Origin of the sequence: Sphingomonas alba (assembly GCF_023516555.1) — a bacterium.
Lineage (GTDB): Bacteria > Pseudomonadota > Alphaproteobacteria > Sphingomonadales > Sphingomonadaceae > Sphingomicrobium > Sphingomicrobium album.
Genome location: NZ_JAMGBD010000002.1, coordinates 634,808 through 652,980 on the forward strand (window position 1 = coordinate 634,808; position 18,173 = coordinate 652,980).

17 protein-coding genes are annotated in these 18,173 nt (G+C 64.5%); 12 read left to right on the plus strand and 5 right to left on the minus strand.

All coding sequences use genetic code 11. The features are described from left to right. Nucleotides 1-132 precede the first annotated feature (132 nt). Together LZ536_RS12920 and LZ536_RS12925 are read left to right on the plus strand one after the other, a co-directional pair. The gene (locus LZ536_RS12920; RefSeq protein ID WP_249849186.1) at nucleotides 133-450 is read left to right on the plus strand and encodes a 2Fe-2S iron-sulfur cluster-binding protein; all 318 of its coding nucleotides are present in this window, start codon (nucleotides 133-135) and stop codon (nucleotides 448-450) included. A gap of 33 nt (nucleotides 451-483) precedes the next feature. Further along, the gene (locus tag LZ536_RS12925) at nucleotides 484-2,787 is read left to right on the plus strand and encodes a bifunctional salicylyl-CoA 5-hydroxylase/oxidoreductase (protein ID WP_249849187.1); all 2,304 of its coding nucleotides are present in this window, start codon (nucleotides 484-486) and stop codon (nucleotides 2,785-2,787) included. Here LZ536_RS12925 and LZ536_RS12930 read toward each other — a convergent pair. Further along, nucleotides 2,784-3,050, minus strand: a complete 267-nt coding sequence (locus LZ536_RS12930) for a hypothetical protein (protein ID WP_249849188.1) — start codon at nucleotides 3,048-3,050, stop codon at nucleotides 2,784-2,786. The two genes, LZ536_RS12925 and LZ536_RS12930, sit on opposite strands and share 4 nt — an antisense overlap. Nucleotides 3,051-3,260: 210 nt before the next feature. Here LZ536_RS12930 and LZ536_RS12935 point away from each other — a divergent pair, with 210 nt between their 5' ends. Beyond that, nucleotides 3,261-3,959, plus strand: coding sequence for an energy transducer TonB family protein (locus LZ536_RS12935; RefSeq protein WP_249849189.1), 699 nt, complete (start codon nucleotides 3,261-3,263; stop codon nucleotides 3,957-3,959). A gap of 1 nt (nucleotide 3,960) precedes the next feature. On the opposite strand, the gene LZ536_RS12940 is transcribed toward LZ536_RS12935, so the two are convergent. Both LZ536_RS12940 and LZ536_RS12945 read right to left on the minus strand, forming a co-directional pair. Continuing rightward, nucleotides 3,961-5,310 (minus strand): L,D-transpeptidase scaffold domain-containing protein, encoded by a 1,350-nt coding sequence (locus tag LZ536_RS12940; protein ID WP_249849190.1) that lies wholly within the window; start codon nucleotides 5,308-5,310, stop codon nucleotides 3,961-3,963. Between the two features lie 6 nt (nucleotides 5,311-5,316). Further along, complete coding sequence (locus LZ536_RS12945; RefSeq protein WP_249849191.1) at nucleotides 5,317-5,877, minus strand: YMGG-like glycine zipper-containing protein; 561 nt, start codon at nucleotides 5,875-5,877, stop codon at nucleotides 5,317-5,319. A gap of 235 nt (nucleotides 5,878-6,112) precedes the next feature. Here LZ536_RS12945 and zwf point away from each other — a divergent pair, with 235 nt between their 5' ends. The 5 genes from zwf to LZ536_RS12970 all read left to right on the plus strand — a co-directional run bounded on the left by zwf (nucleotide 6,113) and on the right by LZ536_RS12970 (nucleotide 12,813). Further along, nucleotides 6,113-7,555 (plus strand): glucose-6-phosphate dehydrogenase, encoded by a 1,443-nt coding sequence (gene zwf / locus LZ536_RS12950; protein WP_249849192.1) that lies wholly within the window; start codon nucleotides 6,113-6,115, stop codon nucleotides 7,553-7,555. Continuing rightward, complete coding sequence (gene edd / locus LZ536_RS12955) at nucleotides 7,552-9,366, plus strand: phosphogluconate dehydratase (protein ID WP_249849193.1); 1,815 nt, start codon at nucleotides 7,552-7,554, stop codon at nucleotides 9,364-9,366. Before zwf ends, edd begins: the two co-directional genes overlap by 4 nt. An 83-nt stretch (nucleotides 9,367-9,449) precedes the next feature. Continuing rightward, entirely contained in the window at nucleotides 9,450-9,785 is a 336-nt protein-coding gene (locus tag LZ536_RS12960) for an STAS domain-containing protein (RefSeq protein ID WP_249849194.1), read from the plus strand. A 30-nt stretch (nucleotides 9,786-9,815) separates the two neighbouring features. Continuing rightward, a complete protein-coding gene (locus tag LZ536_RS12965) occupies nucleotides 9,816-10,778 on the plus strand; it encodes an MBL fold metallo-hydrolase (protein ID WP_249849195.1) in 963 nt (320 codons plus the stop codon). A gap of 22 nt (nucleotides 10,779-10,800) precedes the next feature. Further along, on the plus strand, nucleotides 10,801-12,813 hold the full coding sequence (locus LZ536_RS12970; protein WP_249849196.1) for a CHASE2 domain-containing protein: 2,013 nt from the start codon (nucleotides 10,801-10,803) through the stop codon (nucleotides 12,811-12,813). Here LZ536_RS12970 and LZ536_RS12975 read toward each other — a convergent pair. Together LZ536_RS12975 and LZ536_RS12980 are read right to left on the minus strand one after the other, a co-directional pair. Continuing rightward, nucleotides 12,810-13,394, minus strand: coding sequence for an OmpA family protein (locus tag LZ536_RS12975; RefSeq protein WP_249849197.1), 585 nt, complete (start codon nucleotides 13,392-13,394; stop codon nucleotides 12,810-12,812). The genes LZ536_RS12970 and LZ536_RS12975 overlap by 4 nt on opposite strands. Continuing rightward, nucleotides 13,391-13,825: a FecR family protein gene (locus LZ536_RS12980; protein WP_249849198.1), complete on the minus strand. Its 435-nt coding sequence runs from the start codon at nucleotides 13,823-13,825 to the stop codon at nucleotides 13,391-13,393. The genes LZ536_RS12975 and LZ536_RS12980 overlap by 4 nt, the downstream gene beginning before the upstream one ends. 44 nt (nucleotides 13,826-13,869) lie before the next feature. On the opposite strand from LZ536_RS12980, the gene LZ536_RS12985 reads away from it, so the two are divergent. The 4 genes from LZ536_RS12985 to LZ536_RS13000 all read left to right on the plus strand — a co-directional run bounded on the left by LZ536_RS12985 (nucleotide 13,870) and on the right by LZ536_RS13000 (nucleotide 18,043). Further along, nucleotides 13,870-14,292, plus strand: a complete 423-nt coding sequence (locus tag LZ536_RS12985; protein ID WP_249849199.1) for an ATP-binding protein — start codon at nucleotides 13,870-13,872, stop codon at nucleotides 14,290-14,292. A gap of 85 nt (nucleotides 14,293-14,377) precedes the next feature. Beyond that, nucleotides 14,378-15,844, plus strand: a complete 1,467-nt coding sequence (locus tag LZ536_RS12990; protein ID WP_249849200.1) for an efflux transporter outer membrane subunit — start codon at nucleotides 14,378-14,380, stop codon at nucleotides 15,842-15,844. Next, on the plus strand, nucleotides 15,841-17,004 hold the full coding sequence (locus LZ536_RS12995) for an HlyD family secretion protein (RefSeq protein WP_249849201.1): 1,164 nt from the start codon (nucleotides 15,841-15,843) through the stop codon (nucleotides 17,002-17,004). The genes LZ536_RS12990 and LZ536_RS12995 overlap by 4 nt, the downstream gene beginning before the upstream one ends. Nucleotide 17,005: 1 nt before the next feature. Beyond that, nucleotides 17,006-18,043 (plus strand): DUF2955 domain-containing protein, encoded by a 1,038-nt coding sequence (locus tag LZ536_RS13000; protein WP_249849202.1) that lies wholly within the window; start codon nucleotides 17,006-17,008, stop codon nucleotides 18,041-18,043. The last annotated feature ends 130 nt before the right edge of the window (nucleotides 18,044-18,173 follow it).

Sequence of the window (18,173 nt, forward strand, 5' to 3'; positions counted from 1 at the left end):
AATGCGGCTTTTCGTCTCGAATCGGGACGATACGGCGCGTTCCTGAGGCTTCGTCCCGCCCGACTCGGGCGCGACTCGGAACACCCCGAATCGCGACTTGCGTCGGCATCGCACAGGCCTAAACGGCACCGCATGCCGACCATCCACGTTACCCGCCGAGACGGTCGCCAGGAGGCCGTGGAGGCCACCTCCGGGCAATCACTGAAGGATGCGCTGAAGGGCGCCGGGATCGATGAAATTCTTGGCCTGTGCGGCGGCTTCGCATCCTGCGGGACCTGCCACGTCCATGTCGCCGAGGATTGGCTCGCACGATTGGAGCCGGTCCGGGAAAACGAGGCGGAGTTGCTCGGCTATTCCGATTGGCGCGAGGCCAACAGCCGGCTTGCCTGCCAAATCCCGTTTACCGAGGCCCTGGATGGCATCGTCGTCACCGTCGCGCCCGAGGATTGAGCCACTGCCGTTCGGCGCGCTAGGGTGCGCGGCATGAAGATCGCCTGCGTCGGGGGTGGGCCAGCCGGCCTCTACTTCGCCATTTCCATGAAATTGCGCGATCCGCGCCACGAGGTCGAAGTCTTCGAGCGCAATCCGCCCGGCGTCACCTTCGGCTGGGGCGTCGTCTTTTCCGACCTCACCGTCGACAACATCACCACCAATGACCCGGTCTCGGCCGCGGCGATCACCAGCGAGTTCGCCCACTGGGACGACATTGACGTCCATATCCACGGCGAGACCATCACCTCTGGCGGGCACGGCTTCATCGGTATCGGCCGCAAACGCATGCTGGAAATCCTCCAGGGCCGCGCCCGCGAGCTAGGGGTGGTCCTTCACTTCGATGCGGAATGTGATCCGGCCGACCCGCGGTGGCGCGAATACGACCTCGTCATCGCCGCCGATGGCGCCAACTCCCGTTTTCGCGACGCCGATCCGGATGCTTTCGCGGTGGACATCGACGTTCGCCGCAACAAGTTCGTCTGGCTCGGCACGTCCAAGGTCTTCGACGCCTTCACCTTTGCGTTCGAGGAGACGGAGCACGGCTGGATCTGGGCCCATGCCTATCGCTTCGCGCCTGATTGCTCGACCTTCATTGTCGAATGTTCGGAAGAGACCTGGGAGAAGTTTGGCTTCGATCGAATGAGCCAGGCGGAGAGCATTGCCGCCTGCGAACAACTCTTCGCCAGATATCTGGACGGCCACAAGCTCCAGTCGAACGCCTCACACCTTGTCGGCTCCGCTGCCTGGTTGAACTTCCGCCGCATCAAGTGCGACCAATGGTCGAACGGCAATGTCATCCTGCTTGGAGACGCCGCTCACACCGCCCACTTTTCGATCGGCAGCGGCACCAAGCTGGCGCTTGAAGACGCTATCAAGCTCGCGGAAGTCCTCAATCGTCCGGACCTCGCCCTTGCCGATGCGCTCGAAGAATATCAGGCGGAGCGGAATCTCGAGGTTCTGAAGCTCCAGAACAGCGCCCGCAATTCGACCGAATGGTTCGAGACACTGGAGCGCTACACGCATTTCGAACCGCTGCAGTTCGCTTATTCGCTCCTCACCCGTAGCCAGCGCATCAGCCACGAGAACCTGCGCCTGCGCGACCGCGAGTGGCTCGAAGGTGTCGAGCGCTGGTTCTGGAAGCGGGCGACCGAAGGACAATCGAACAAGACCGCGCCACCGATGTTCGCCCCCTTCAAGCTGCGTGACATGGAAATCCAGAACCGGATCACGGTTTCGCCCATGGCCATGTATTCGGCGGTCGACGGCGTCCCCAACGACTGGCATTTCGTCCACCTGGGAGAGCGTGCGGTCGGCGGCGCCGGCCTGGTCTTCACCGAGATGACCTGCGTCTCGCCGGAAGGCCGCATCAGCCCGGGGTGCACCGGCATGTGGAACCACGAGCAGGTCGAGGCGTGGAAGCGGATCGTCGATTTCGTCCATTCGAACAGCAAGGCAAAAATCTGCCTCCAGCTCGGCCATTCCGGCGCCAAGGGCTCGACCAAGCTCGGCTGGGAGGGCGACAATGAACCGCTGGTCGAGGGCAATTGGCCGGTCATGGCCGCGAGCGACGTGCAATGGTCTGCAGACAACCAGGTGCCCAAAGCCATGACCCGCGCCGACATGGACGAGGTCCGCGACCAGTTCGTCGCCGCTACTCGCCGGGGCCTGAAGGCCGGCTTCGACATGGTCGAACTGCACGCGGCTCATGGCTATCTACTCAGCGGCTTCATCACGCCACTGCAGAACAGGCGCACTGACGAATATGGTGGCTCAATCGAAAACCGGCTGCGCTTCCCGCTCGAAGTGTTCACGGCAATGCGCGAGGCCTGGCCATCGGATCGACCGATGTCGGTGCGCATTTCGGCAACCGACTGGGCGGGCGAAGACGGGATAACCGCTGCGGACGCGGTACTAATCGGCGAGGCGTTCGCCGAAGCCGGCGCCGATCTCATCGATGTCTCGGCGGGCCAGACCTGGGAAGGCCAGCAGCCGGTCTACGGCCGCATGTTCCAGACGCCGTTCAGCGACCGCATCCGCAACCAGGGCAGACTTGCCACCATGGCCGTCGGCAACATTTATGAGCCCGACCATGCGAACTCGATCCTCGCCGCCGGCCGGGCCGACCTGATTGCCCTGGCCCGCCCGCACCTGGTCGACCCCTTCTGGACCCTGCGCGCGGCGGCCCAATTGAACTACCGCGACATCCATATTCCGCCGCAATATCTCAGCGGCGTGGCGCAACTCGCCCGCAATCTGAAACGCGAGGCGGAAATGGCGGCAGCGTTGCGGGTCTAGTCCAACTCCGGCGGGTCGAGGAATTGCCCACCGGCCTCGAAGCCGCGTGTCCACTGAATGCGTGCCCGCATCGGCTTGTCCATTGCGACCTGCAGCTGCACTTCCTCGCGCTCAACGAGTTCCGCACGCGACTGCAGCCGGAATCCGTCCCGCGATACCTCCGTGATGACCACATCGATCTTGCAACCGTCCGGCTCAATGAGCACCGCATCGCAGTGTGTGGTGATCCGTGCCGCGCGCCTTTTATAGCCGCGCGGTTTCATTCTCTTTGGCCTTCATGTCTGATCCCCCAGATTACTGATGGTAGACCGGCGTCCACTCCGGTCGATCCACAAAACGCAGCCTTATTAATGGCATGCGCTGTTAACTGAGAGATAAATCGACGTGGTTAACAAAAATTTACATTCGGCAGACAGGGCGGGCTGTGAGCCAACCATCCGGCGCCTCGTGCGTTGCTTCAATCGGAGCCGGTCATGGCAGGATATCGCCAAAGCAACCCCGACAGGGCCAAGGCCGCCGCGGCGGCGCTCGTCGTGCATATCGCCATTGGCGCGGCCTTCCTTACCGGCCTGGTCACCCACGTTTCCCAGAGACGAAGCGATGTGCTCGAAACCTTCGACGTCACCTTGCCTCCGCCGCCCCCGTCTGTCGTCGAGCAGAAGAAAAGTCCGGCCAAAGGCGACCCCGGCGAAGTCGGGAAGAAAGCCAACCCGACGCCGGTCGTGGCACCCAAGCCGAAGATCGAGGTGCCGGCCACATCGCCAATTGTGGCCGCCCCGGTCGCCGGCACTGGCAGTGCCGCGTCCGCCGGAGCCGCCAACGCAGGAACCGGAACGGGAGCCGGCGGCAATGGCAACGGTCTCGGCGGTGGCGGCAATGGGGGCGGCGGTTTCACCCCTGCGCAAAAGGTCACCAAGATCCCCGATCGCGAATATCGCCGGATCCGGGAGATGAGCGGTATGGCCCGCGGCAGCGTCGGCCTTAGCATCCGCGTCGGCGCCGATGGCGTGCCGTCCAATTGCCGGATCGTCCGCAGCAGCGGCCACTCAGGCGTCGATGCGCTGATGTGCCAGTTGACAACGACCTGGGTCCGCTTCCGCCCGGCCCGCGACCCGCAGGGCCACGCGGTGGCCCAGGACATTACCTGGTACCCCGACTGGTCGCCGCGCTAGTTCAGCGAGCCGCCATCACCGGCGAGCCCACTGCCGCCAGCCTCTCCTTGTCGCGACCATAGACGTCCGGATAGGTCGCCAGCTGCGACCCTTCAGGCAAAACCGTGAAGTAAGTAATGTAGACCGGCACGGGCAAAGCGAGGTCGACCCTATGCTCCGTCTCGCTCGACGTTCCCTGGATATCTCGCCCAAATAGCCAGCGCCCGAGGCGTGGCGCATCTTCCAGGCGCACGCAGCCGCCGCTGAACATCCGCGAGGCTTCGGTCAGCAGCTCTTTTTGCGGCGTGTCGTGCAGGTAGACGCCCTGGCTGTTGGGGAACATGAACTTCATCACCCCCATCGCATTGGCGCGGCCCGGAAGCTGGCGGACATGGATTTGCGTCGTGCCGTCGGCGACCCCCTTCCAGTCGATCGTCGATGGGTCGATCACCGTGCTGCTGTCGTTCCAGTCCGTCATCACCTGATAGCCCTGGTGCTTCAGGTAGGGCAGGCCTTCCTTCAGGACGTTAGGCGCGATCCGCTCGGCAGCGAGATCGGTCGGCACGTACCAATAGGGGTTTAGGGAAGCGAAGCGGATCAGCGCCGCCATCATCGGCGTGGGGTTCTTCGGTTTGCCGACGACGACCTTCATGGAATCGATCGGTTGGCCGTTTTCGTACATCGTCAGTTGCTGGGCGGTGGCGTTGACGAGAATGTAACGGCCGTTGCCGCTTGGCAGGGCGCGAGCGCGCTCGAGGTTGAGCCGCAGGAGCTGCCGGTCTCCCTCGCCATTGACGATGGCGCGGCGAAGGCCGGCGTAAATGGGATGCATCCAGCCCATGTTCGAAACCCACGCTTCCAACGACGGCGCGCCGGCTGCGGTATCGAGCAACTGACGTGGAGTGGGAGCACGCGGCTGCAGCTCCGGGTCGACCCAGATCATGCCGGATGCGGGGATGGATTTGAGGTCGCGGACATAGGCGACGAATGCCTGGCTCAGCAGCCGGTCGGCCTTGCCAACTTTGGACCGAGATCCGCCCCAGGCTGAGCGAAGCGCCTTTTCCAACTGCGGCAGCGGATAATTTGCGGAGTTGAGGCCATCGGCGTCGGCGGTCCGCAGGAAATTCATCAGGGCATTGGCGGCCTCGCCGCTGCTGCCGTCCTCGCTTAGCCAAAGCGGGCGGCCATCGCGGGCGGCGTAGAAGTCGTCGACCGATTGGCCGGCTTGGGCCTGCGCGACAGCCACGGAAGCAGTCGCGGCCTCGGCCGGCATCGGCAACGCTGCCGCAAGGAATAGCGCCCCAATGGAAAGGCGCGCCGAACGCACGAAGCGTCCGGCGCGCAGTTCACAAGGCGCAAATACGCGCGCCATGGTTGGTTAGCCGCGCTCGCCAGCGCCCATCGGCGCCGGAGCGGCCGGCGGCGGATTGGTCTGCGGCGTACCGGCATAATATTGGCCGTTGTACATATAGCCGTCGACCCGGCCGTCATTGTTGCTGTCGGCCCAGATGGCACCGGCGAGACCGCCGACGACCGCGCCCGCGATCGCGCCTTCAAGGACGCTGACGCCCGGGATCAGGGCGCCGGCGCCCGCACCGACAACGCCACCGACAGCAGCGCCAGTCGCGACATGGCCGAGAGTATTGTCATAGCCAGCCGGCTGGCCGGCATAGTAATTGCCGTTGTAGGTATAGCCATCGACCCGGCCGTCATTGTTCGAGTCGGACCAGACGGCGCCGGTAAGGCCGCCGATGGCCGCGCCGACGACGGCGCCCGTGATCGGGCTGACACCCGGGACAACGGCGCCAACAGCGGCACCGCCAAGAGCGCCGACAGCGGCGCCGGTTCCGACGTCCGACAGGCGAGCGTCGTCAACCGAGGTGCACGCACCAAGGCTGACTGTGCCGGCGAGCAGAACGGCGATAATGGACTTCCTCATCACACAGTCTCCCTTTTCATTCAGTGGCCTATGCTCCCGGGCCCCCGTGGAAGCCCCCCTTGGCGTCGGCGCATGAGGTCGATGTGCGGAACGACACTGGCCCGAAACGGTTCCCGTAGGCCGCCGCGATTTCCCGCCAGTCCGGGGCGAATTTCCGCCATTTTTCGTTACGGATACGAACCGTCCGGCCGCCGCGCCCTTAACAGCGGCCTTGCGACCGATTAGGCCATGAGCGATGGAAAAGGTCGCCACTCTCCTGCTGTTCGGCGCCACGGGCGACCTTGCCCGCCGGATGCTCCTGCCTTCGCTTTACGGGCTAGACGCCGATGGACTGCTGCCTGCCGACCTGCGGATCGTCGGCACCGCGCGGACCGAGCTCAGCACCGAGGAATATCGCGAACGCGCGCTTGAAGCGCTTCAGCAACATCTGCCCGACGGATTCTATCACGCCGCGGTCGCAGAGAAATTCCTCGCGCGACTGTCTTACATCGCCGTCGACGCCACTCGCCTCGAAGACTTCCCGAAACTGGCCGATGCGGTCGGCAAATGCGATTCCGGCCTGGCGATCTTCCTGTCGACGGCCCCGTCGCTGTTCAAGCCGACCATCGACGGGCTGGCGTCGGTCGGCCTCGCATGCGCGGATGTCCGAATGGCCCTCGAAAAGCCGCTCGGCAGCGACCTTGCCTCGAGCCGCCAGATCAACGACGCCGTCGCTGCCCACTTCCCCGAAGAGCGGACGTTCCGCATCGACCATTATCTCGGCAAGGAGACCGTCCAGAATCTCCTGGCCCTGCGGTTCGCCAACTCGCTGTTCGAGCCGCTGTGGAATTCGTCGCATATCGACCACATCCAGATCACTGTGGCCGAAACGGTCGGACTGGAGGGCCGCGGCGATTATTATGACGGCGCCGGTGCCCTGCGCGACATGGTGCAGAACCACATGCTGCAACTGCTCGCGCTGGTGGCAATGGAGCCGCCAGCGGGGCTGGATGCGACTTCGGTTCGCGACGAGAAAGTGAAGGTGCTCCGCTCGCTCCGGCCGATGACTCTCGCCGACACCGTGATCGGCCAGTTCGGCAAGGGCGCGATCGATGGCGAGCCGGTGCCTTCCTATGATGAAGAACTTGGCCGCGACAGCCAGACCGAGACCTTTGTCGCGCTGAAGGCTCATGTCGACAATTGGCGCTGGAAGGACGTGCCCTTCTACCTCCGTACCGGCAAGCGGATGCCGGTCCGCGACTCCGAGATCTACATCCAGTTCAAGGCGGTGCCTTACGACATCTTTGCCAGGCGCGGGGCGGTGTCACGGCCGAACAGCCTGCTCATCAGCCTGCAGCCCGAGGAAACGATCAGCCTGGAGCTGATGGCAAAGACGCCGGGCCTGGGCCGCGACGGTGTTCGACTGCGCGACGTCCCGCTTAACCTCGGCCTCGCCAATGCCTTCAGCGAATATCGCCGCCGCATTGCCTACGAGCGCCTGCTGCTCGACCTGATCGAGGGCGACCCGACCCTTTTCGTCCGCCGCGACGAAGTCGAAGCGCAATGGGCCTGGATCGACGAAATTCGGGCCGGGTGGACGGCAGCAGGCGTAACGCCCAAGCCTTATGCGGCGGGGACATGGGGACCGTCATCGGCCATCGCACTGGCGGAGCGCGACGGCGTCAGCTGGCACGAATGACAAGCCTTCATCCGACGATCTCGCGCGTCACCGACCGGATCATCGAGCGTTCAAAGCCGACGCGCCGCCGCTATCTCGACCTGATGGCCGCGGAGAAGGAGCGCGGCATCCGCCGGGCGCGCCTCAGCTGCGGCAATTTCGCGCATGGCTTCGCCGCCGCCGGCGAGGACAAGGAAGCAATCAAGCGGCTGGCCGGGCCGAACATCGGCATAGTCACGGCCTTCAACGACATGCTGTCGGCGCACCAGCCGTACGGACGCTATCCCGAGCAGATCAAGATTTTCGCCCGCGAAGCCGGGGCGACCGCGCAGGTTGCCGGCGGCGTTCCGGCGATGTGCGATGGCGTGACGCAGGGGCAACCGGGCATGGACCTGTCCCTGTTCAGCCGCGACGTCATCGCAATGGCGACGGCGGTTTCCCTCTCGCACGGCATGTTCGACGCCGTCGCCATGCTCGGCATTTGCGACAAGATCGTCCCCGGCATGCTGATCGGTGCGCTGCGCTTCGGGCATTTGCCGACGCTGCTAATTCCCGGCGGGCCAATGCCTTCGGGCCTGGCCAACAAGGAAAAGCAGCGGGTTCGCCAGCTCTACGCCGAGGGCAGGGCGAGCAAGGAGGAGCTGCTCGTGGCCGAGGCGGCCTCCTATCATTCCGCTGGCACCTGCACCTTCTACGGCACCGCCAACAGCAACCAGATGATGATGGAGCTGATGGGCTTGCACGTGCCAGGTGCAGCCTTTGCCAATCCGAACACGCCGTTGCGCCAGGCGCTGACCCGCGAAGCCGTCCATCGCCTCGCCGCGCTTGGGAAGTCGGGGAAACGCCCGCTTGCCGAGGTCGTCGACGAGAGAGCCATCGTCAATGCGGCCATCGGCCTGCTTGCCACCGGCGGCTCGACCAACCATGCCATTCACCTGCCGGCGATCGCGCGGGCCGCCGGCATCGCCATCGACTGGCAGGACTTAGACGAGCTCTCGTCGGCAGTCCCGTTGATCGCGCGCGTCTATCCAAGCGGATCAGCGGACGTGAACGACTTCCATGCCGCCGGCGGCACGGGCTTTGTGGCCTATACTTTGGGCAATGAAGGTCTGCTCCACACCGACGTCCTGCCGGCTGGCGCCGACAACCAATCGGCCTATATCGGCATGCCCGAAATGCACGGCGACGAGCTGGTCTGGAAGCCCGCGGAGGAAAGTAGCGACATCGACGTCCTGCGGCCCGCGACCGAGCCCTTTCTTCCCGACGGCGGCATGCGCCTGGTCAGCGGCAACCTCGGCCGCGCCATTTTCAAGACCAGCGCCGTCGACAAGGAGCGCTGGACGATCGAGGCACCGGCGCTCTGCTTCCCGAATCAGGATCAGGTTCTCGAGGCCTTCCGGAAGGGCGAGCTTGATCGCGATTGCGTCGTCGTTGTCCGCTTCCAGGGCCCGCGCTCCAACGGCATGCCGGAATTGCATAAGCTGACCCCTGCCCTCGGCGTGCTTCAGGATCGCGGCCATCGCGTCGCGCTGGTCACCGACGGCCGCATGTCCGGCGCCAGCGGCAAGGTTCCCGCGGCAATCCATGTTTCGCCCGAGGCCCTGCCTGACGGCCCGCTGGCGCGCCTTCGCGACGGCGATGCCGTCCGGCTTTGCGGACATGACGGCGTGTTGGAGGCGCTCGGCGCAGACCTCGACTCTCGCGATGCCGCCGAAGCGCCGCCGCCTCCGGTCGGCACCGGCCGCGAGCTGTTCGCGCCGATGCGGCAGCACGTCGATGAAGCCGAAAAGGGCGCATCGGCAATGCTGTCGGCGATGGCCGCCGAACTGTAAGCACAGCTCCTACCGACTTACCCTGTTTGCACGACCGGCCCGATTGCCGGTATCCACGCCGAGTCCGTTCGAAGGGGCGAGGCATGGACTATTCTTTCGACGAGCGCGGCGATGCGATGGTGGTCGCGATCCGCGGACGGGTCGACGAAGCCACGTGGGTGGCCTTCGGGGTCGGCCTGAGCGACGGCATCGAGAAGGCGCAACAGGCGCGATTGAAGCGCATGATCATCGACCTGACCGGCCTCGATTATATGTCGTCGCGCGGCCTGCGCGTGCTTACCGTCGCCAAGCGCGAAGGACAGGAAGCCGGCGTCGAGGTCGAGCTCGCCTCACCTAACGACGTGATGCGCGAGATCCTGGCGATCAGCCGCTACGACAAATTGTTCAAGATCACCGACACGGTCGAGGCCGCGCCCTAGTTCGGGCGCAAGCGGAGGGGCAGCGGGAACATGCTGGCGCGGTTTTGGGGCACTCGCGGATCGCTGCCGGTCGCGCCGACCGCGGACATCATCCAGAAAAAGATCGCGCATGCTTTGGTCGCCTCAGACGGGCGCAAGTTCGCGGACGAGGTCGAGGCAGAGAAGTTCGTCGAGAACGACCTCAGCTTCGCCGCCGGCGGTACGTATGGCGGCGCCACTCCGTGCGTTGAAATCGAAGCCGGCAATGGTTCATATCTGATCTGCGACATGGGGAGCGGCCTCAGGCAATTCGGTCTCGACTCCATGCGACGCAACGCCGGCGGTCATCCCAAGGTCTATAATTTCTTCCTGTCCCACCTGCACTGGGACCACATCATGGGCTTCCCGTTTTTCGTGCCGGCGTTCGATCCGGAAGCGATGATCCGCATCCATTCCGGCCACCCCGATGCGGAGGAAGCGCTCCGCCGCCAGCAGGAGGAAATCTCCTTCCCCGTCCCGTTCGACTGGCTGCGCGCGACTTTCGAATTCGTCACGCTAACCCCCGGCGAGACTTACGAGATCGACGGCGTGAAGGTGGAGACCAAGCTGCAGCACCACAGCCACGGCAGCTACGGTTATCGTTTCACCGACATCACCGGACGGTCGGTCATCTACAGCACCGACAGCGAGCACAAGCTGGAGAAGATGGCGGTCGAGGCCGCCTTCATCCATTTCTTCCGCGAGGCCGATCTCGTCATTTGCGACACCATGTACTCGCTCGCCGACAGCGTTTCGATGAAGGAAGACTGGGGCCATTCCAGCAACATCGTCGCGGTCGACCTGTGCCATGAAGCGAAGGCGAAGACGCTGGCCCTCTTCCACCACGAGCCGACCTACGACGACGAGGACATCGAGCGGATGCACCAGGAGACGATCCGCTACGAAGAACTGACCCGCGACGGCCCGGCGCTGAATGTCATTTGTTCCTATGACGGACTCGAAGTCCGCCTCTGAATTTTCAGGGCCACGCCGCCGGGTGCTCTTCACCTGGCTGGCGATGACGCTGATCGCCGTGCTCCTCAGCCTTGCCGTTGGCGAGCGAATGCAGCGCGGGGTGTTCGACGGCTGGCAAAAGGTGATGCCTCGAGATTTGTCCGGGACCGACGTGCGCGTCGTCATGATCGACGACTTCAGCATTCAAATGATCGGCCCGTGGCCCTGGTCCCGATATTATCTGGCGCGACTGACCGAAGAACTGAAGGCGCGCGGCGCGAAGGTCGTCGCCTTCGACATGATGTTTCCCGAACATGACCGGGTCAGTCCCGAAACGCTGATATCCATCTACCCTGAGTTAAGCCCAGCTGTCGTCGCGGAAGTGCAGCGCATGCAGCCCACCGACCAGATCTTCAGCACCGTCATTGGACAGTCGCCCGTTGTACTTGGCCATGCGGGCGTGGAACGCGCACCGGAGGAACAGCCGCAGCTTGCGGACGCTCCGATTACGGGCAAGCTACCCTCGAAAATCGATACCTTTCCTGCGGAGCTCGCATCGATTCCGGAACTGGACGAGGTCGCGCTCGGCACCGGGCTGATGAACGGACGGCCCGATAATGACGGGGTTGTGCGCGACATGCCCTTGATCCTCCGTGTCGGCAGCCGGCCGAGGCTGAGCCTGTCGGCGGAAATCGCGCGCAATGCCGTCGACGCCGAAAGCGTAAAATCGACGCCCGCCGCGCTCGCCATCGGCCATCGCAAAGTGCCGGTGGACGCGCATGGCAGGGTGCGCCTGCACTTTGGCCGATTCCCGAGCGACCGGATCATTTCGGCGGCCCGGATCCTGGGCGACGACAAGCCGCTGAAGGCCGATGTCTTCAAGGGCAAGCCGGTGATCGTCGGCATGACCGCCGAAGGCACGGCCGACATTGCAGCCACGCCGCTCAACTCCGTCGAATTCGGGCCGCTGATCCAGGCCCAGTCGGTGGACACGATCCTGCGCGGCGGCTGGCTGCAGCGCCCACGCTGGGCGCCCGCCGCGGAATGGGCGGCAGCCGCCATGCTCGCGTTCCTGGCTTTGGGAAATGCCCTGTTCGGCCGCGGCTATCGTTTCCTTCTCGCGATCGTCTTCGCCGCGCTTCCGGTGGCCAGCTGGCTCCTCTTCGAGAACGCTGGCCTGCTCCTCGACCCGGCCCGCCCAGCTCTTGTCGGTCTCGGTTCCGTCGCCGGAGTCGCGATGGGATTGTTCGCCTTGGCCCGGATCGAGCGCGAGCGGCTGCGCGACGCCCTCGTCCATGAGCGGGTTGCCGCTGCCGAGACGCAGGGCGAACTGCAGGCGGCCCGCGCGATCCAGCTCGGCATGGTTCCGGCCCGTACCCGACTCCAGAAGCTCGACCCGCGCGTCGATCTCGATGCACTACTTGAGCCCGCCAAATCCGTCGGCGGCGACTTCTACGATGCGATGATGATCGGCCCGGACCGGCTTGGCTTCGCCGTCGCGGACGTCACCGGCAAGGGCGTTCCGGCGGCCCTTTTCATGGCCATGTCAAAGGCACTCACGAGCGCGGCCTTATCGCGGATGCAGGTCGACGTCGCCGGCATGGCCGATGCCGTCAACCTGGAGCTGCTGAAAGACAATAGCGAGGCGATGAGCGTCACTATGCTGCTGGGGATCCTCGACCTCAAATCGGGAGCCATCGAATTGGTTTGCGCGGGGCATGAGGACCCGCTGCGCCTCGATTCCGACGGTAACATCGAGCGGCTGAAACTCGACGGGGGGCCGCCGTTCTCCATCGCCGAATTCCCCTTCCCGCTGGAGAAGATCCAACTCCAGCCCGGCGAGACCTTGGTACTCGTCACCGATGGCGTCACCGAAGCCCAGAACGCTGCGGAAGAGCTTTTCGGCCGCGACCGTATCCTCGGTGGAAAAGACGCATGGGCACGGAGCGCGACTGCGATCTGCGAAGCGGTCCGCGATGAAGTGCGCAACTTCGAGGCGGGCACGGAAGCCACCGACGACCTGACAGTGATGGCGATCCGTTACATCGGCGGTTAGCGGACGATCACCTCGACGCGGCGATTGGCGGCATTGTCGGTGTTGTCTTCCGTCGCAACCTTGAGGTCGCGCTCACCGCGCCCGACCGCGGACATTTCGGAGCGGTCAAAACCCTGGCTGACCAGCCATTCCAGGACCTGCTCGGCCCGGCGTACTGACAGTTTGTCGTTATCCTCGGCGCTGCCGACGGTGTCGGTGTGGCCGATAACTTCGACCTCCGGCCCCGACCGCGATGCGATTTCGGCACGAAGGTTGGCGAGCACGCCCGCGGACGACGGCACGAGATTGACGGTGCCCTGGTCAAAATAGAGCAGGAAGCTCTTCGCCGGCGGCGGCAGGTTGGTCAGGAGCGCGGCCTCATCCTTCTTGAGCCCATCCGCACCTAATGGCTTCGAGTTCGGAGTCGCATCGCCGAGCTTGGTCCGGCTCTGTTCGGAAATGACCGCTTCGGTCGGCTTGCCGTTCGCCTCGAGCACCGCCACCGAACCCTGGTGTCCTTCGTCGTCCGGCATGAGCACAAGCGATGAGGTCGCGCAGCCGGCAAGCAGCAGGGGCGCGGCGATGAGCCAGGCGCGGCTCACTGTGGGACCTCGACGATGAACTTGGTGCCACGCACCCCGAGCAAGGTGTTGGGCGTCCGCACTTTCATCGCGTCGCGGTTCGACTTCGCAATCTTGCCGGAGACGACCGCGAGCGAGCCGCGGTCGACCTGAGTCACCATCGCGCCCTTCTGCTGCGTCCGGTCATATTGAAATTCGCTGACCGACACGCTGCTGTTCGGACCGACGGCGAAGCGGGTGTTGTCGATGAAGGTAACGGCCATGCGGCCGTCCTTACCGGTGACGAGCGTGTCGCGTGCCTCCAGTTGCAGGCCGGGCGCCGGCTTCAGTTTCTGGCTGCCGCGAACGACTGTTGCCGTTCCGCTCGATGTCTTGATGCGCGCGATTTCCGCTGCTGCGTCCGAAGTCGCGATGAGGGCGATCAGGCCCAGTCCAATAGCAATGCCCCGCACGGTAGGCCTCCCAACCGTTACGGGAAAGTGACATAGCGATTCGCGTGAGCTCAAGCGAATCGAATCCGGAGCGCGCGACTTTGCGGCTCAAAGGGAGCGACGCCGTCGGCCAGGCATTGGCGGCCGCCCGCGCCTTCGCCGAGGAACAATGGCTGACCGATGAGGAAACGGCCCGGCTCTGCATCATCATCGAGGAGCTGCTGACCAATCTCTACGACCATGGCGGCCTGACCGCCGACCATGAGATTGAGATGAGCCTGATAGTAGAGCCGGATGGCCTGCACCTCACCTTGGTCGATCCCAGCCCGGCGTTCGATCCGCGCGCGGCCCCGAGCGGCAGGAGGAGCGATCGCGGCGGCGGGGCAGGCATCGACATCGTCCGCGCCTGGGCTGAGATCATCGACTATCGGGAGACGCGGGAAGGCAATCGGCTGGAAGTGTTGATGCCTGTGGGCATGGCCGGCTGAGGACTTTCCGCCTCAGGATTATTACCCAGTCGATTTACGGAATCCCCTAATTCACCGCAATTGCCGCCCCTTCATAACGGGAGACATGAGGGCGGAGCATGGCAAGCCGAAGCGAGCGCTGGCGCGCCTGGCGGCGACGGCCTGCTGCGCCTCGATTCTGGCGGGCTGCGTCCAGGGCCCTGACTACACCAGGCCGATGGTCGAAGTGCCCGACGCTTATCGCACGGCAACGCTTCTGACGCCTTCGGAAATCCGGGATCATTGGTGGACAGGCTATGGCGATCCGCGGCTTGATGCGCTGGTCACCGAGGCCTTGTCGAACAACCGCGACCTTCGCATCGCCACCGCTCGCGTCGACGAATTTGCAGCGGTGCTAGCCGGCACCCGTTCCCAAGGGTTCCCGCAAGTGGGCTATGGGCTCAGCGGCAATCGTAGCCGCGCCAGCAAGGAGATGATCCCCTCCATAGTGGATCCGCTGAGCACGACCTGGAGCGGACTGCTGTCGGCCAGCTGGGAGATCGATCTCTGGGGCCGCATTCGCAGGGAAACCGAAGCAGCGCGCGCGAATTTGCTGGCAAGCGAGGAAGCTCGCCAGGGCGTAACGCTCACCCTGATCTCGTCGGTCATCATTGGCTACGTCACCTTGCTCGACCTCGACGAGCAACTGCGGGTTTCGGAGCAGACGGTGGCGGGGCGCGCGAAGTCCGTCGATGTCTTCGAAAAGCGGCTTGCCGCCGGCTGGATTTCCGAGTTCGAAATGGCTCAGGTCCGCAGCGAATATCAGGCGGCGGTGGCGTCGCTGCCTCCAATCCGTCAGGCCATTGCACAACAGGAAAACGCGCTGTCCGTCCTCGTCGGCCGCAATCCGGGCCCGATTGCACGAGCAACGCCGGCCGAGATTGCCAATTATGGCCAGCTGACGATCCCGGCAGGCATTCCGTCCGAGCTGTTGGCGCGACGGCCGGACATCCGGCAGGCGGAACAGCAACTCATCGCATCCAATGCCTTGATTGGATCGGCGCGCGCCCTTTTCTTCCCACGCATCACCCTGACCGGCCTGCTCGGTCTCGCCAGCCCATCGCTTGGGCGGCTATTCTCGGGCGATGCTCACACCTGGTCGTTTACAGGCGACGTCGCCGGTCCAATCTACACGGGGGGCGGGCTAACCGCCGCCGTCGACCAGGCAACCGCACGCCGTGACCAGTCACTCGCCAATTATGAGAAGGTTATCCAGAACGCCTTCAGGGATGTCGACGACGCTCTCGCTGCCGTCCAGCACGCCGCCGAATTCCGCGAAGCCATTCGCCTTCGTGTCTCCACGCTCCAGCGCGGAGTTGAGCTCGCCAATGAGCGCTACGAAAACGGATACTCAGACTATCTCGAGGTGCTGGATACGGAACGCAGCCTGTTCAACTCAGAGCTTCAATACGCATCCGCGCGCGGCGACTATCAGCGCGCCCTGGTGAATCTCTATCGCGCGCTCGGCGGCGACTGGGTTGGCGCTCCGGCCAATGCCGCATCCACTGTTCAATCGGGGGGAAGCAAGAAATGACCGAAGGCGCTCAGCCGGCGTCGGCTCCATCTGGTACAGCGCCCGGACCGGTCGCAACCGAAATCGATATCGGGCCTGCCAAGCCGCCGGCAAGCCCGATGCGCAAGGTCATCCTGGTCGCGCTGATCCTGCTTCTGGTGTTGTTCGTCTATCACGTGCTCGCCGACCGCTACACGCCCTATACGTCGCAGGCGCGGGTCGAGACTTTCCTGACCCAGGTAGCGCCGGAAGTGGCCGGCGATGTCGTCGAAGTCGGGGTCAAGGACAACAGCGCGGTGCGCAAGGGCCAGCTGCTCTTCCGCATAGATCCCGAGCCGTATCAGGTCGCACTTCGCTCCGCCGAAGCCAATCTGTCGGTGGCGCTGCAAGCGGCCGACGTCTCCGTCGCCGATGTCGCATCGGCGCAGGCCATGCTGACCAAGCAGCGGGTCGATCTTGCTGCCAACCGCCAGCTCGGCGGGATCGTCACCGGCCTTGTCGACAAGAAGGCGCTTGCAGAAACCCAGGGAATTCGGGCCCGCGCCGAGGTCGCGAAAACCGAAGCCGACCTGACCCGCGCGCAAGCGGATCTCGAAAAGGCCAGGGCCAATCTTGGGGCGCCCGGCATGAACAACCCCAAGGTCAAGCAGGCGCTCGCCGCCGTCGACCAGGCGAGGCTTGACCTGCGCAATACGGAAGTGCGCGCGCCGGCCAACGGAATCGTCACCAACCTGAGGCTGGCGCGCGGCCAGTATGTCGGCCCTGGGCAGCCGCTCTTGAGTTTCCTTGACAGCGGGCCCCGGTGGATCTCGGCCGATCTGCGTGAAAACCAGCTGGGCAATGTCGAGCCCGGTCAGGACGTCACCGTCGCCCTCGATATCAAACCGGGCAAGCTGTTCCGCGGCAAAGTGCAGAGCGTCGGCTGGGGCGTCAGCCAGGGTGACGAGGCGCCCAACGGCCAATTGTCATCAAACCCTCCGGACCAGGGCTGGGTGCGCGATCCGCAACGCTTTCCTGTCCGCATCCTCATCCTGCCAGACGAAGCCAAGGACGCCGGCATCGACGTCGGCCGAAGCGGCGCCCAAGCGAACGTGATCATCTTCGCTAATGACGGTTCGCTGATGAACCCGATCGGGCGGCTCTGGATCCGGCTCGTCGCACTCCTCAGCTACCTGCAATAAAATGGGCGAGGCAGCCCTGCCGGTCAAAGCCGCCCGCAATCCGGCGGACTCTGCGCGCATGCACTTCGTCCTGCGCTTCGCATTCGGAACGACCGCATCCTTTCTTGCCTGCGAATATATGGGGTGGCAGCCATCGGCGCTTGCCCCCGTACTCACCGGCGTCTTGCTCGCCAGCCTGCCGGTCGCACCACCACCCAAGGTTGGCGTGGTTTTGGTCGTCGTGATGGCGCTGTCGGCGTGGCTCGCTTTCTTCCTCACCATGTGGCTCAGCCAGGCACCCTATGTGCTTTTCATGGCCGTAGGCTTGATCATGTTCCTGGCGTTCGCCGGACTAGCGCATGGCAAGGGGGCTCTGCCCCTGACGCTGCTCCTCATTTGCATGGCAGTGATTCCGGTGGTCTCACTGACCGTCTCGCAGTTTGCCGGCGTCCTGCCGGGAATGCTGGTTCGGGCAATGCTCCTAGCCGTCCTGTTCGATTGGCTGAGCTTTGCTATCTGGCCTTTGCCTTCGCCTAAGAGCCCCGACCCGCCGGCGCCTCCCGCCGAGTATCCGGTGACGGTCGCACTGGTCGGGACAGCGATCGTCCTGCCCGTCATGCTTGTCTACCTGTCGTTTGGGCTGACCGACGCGATCCCGGTATTGCTGACCACCGTCTTGCTGATCGCGAAGATGGAGGAGGAACGCGGCGCCGCCGCTGGGTGGGCAAAACTGACCGGCAATTTCCTCGGCGGGTTTGTCGCCGTAGCCGCATTTTACCTGCTGAGCATCGCACCTTCGCTCGCGTCGCTCGGCCTGATCACCTTCATCATCGGCGTCGCGTTCGGAGACCGGATCGTGAAGGGCGGTGTCCGCGGCGGCAATGCCTTGCTTGCCTACAATGCGACGATGGTCATCTTTGGCCTGGCCTTGCTCAAGGGCGCCGGCAACAGCGGCACCTGGGGCGCGCGTGTTGTGCAATTCGCCATCGCCGTCATCTTCGCGGTCGGCATGATGCGGCTGCTGATGCCGCTTGCAAGACCCAAGTCGGCGCGCTCCTGACAGGCAAAATATTGGCCCGCCGGACAGGGAGGCCGGCGGGCCAGGCTCTCGAATCCGGCGGGAGATCAATGCCGGCTCAAGGGAGGGTTTCGGTTACCCGCGTTCCGGCTCCGGCGGCGGCGGCGGAGGC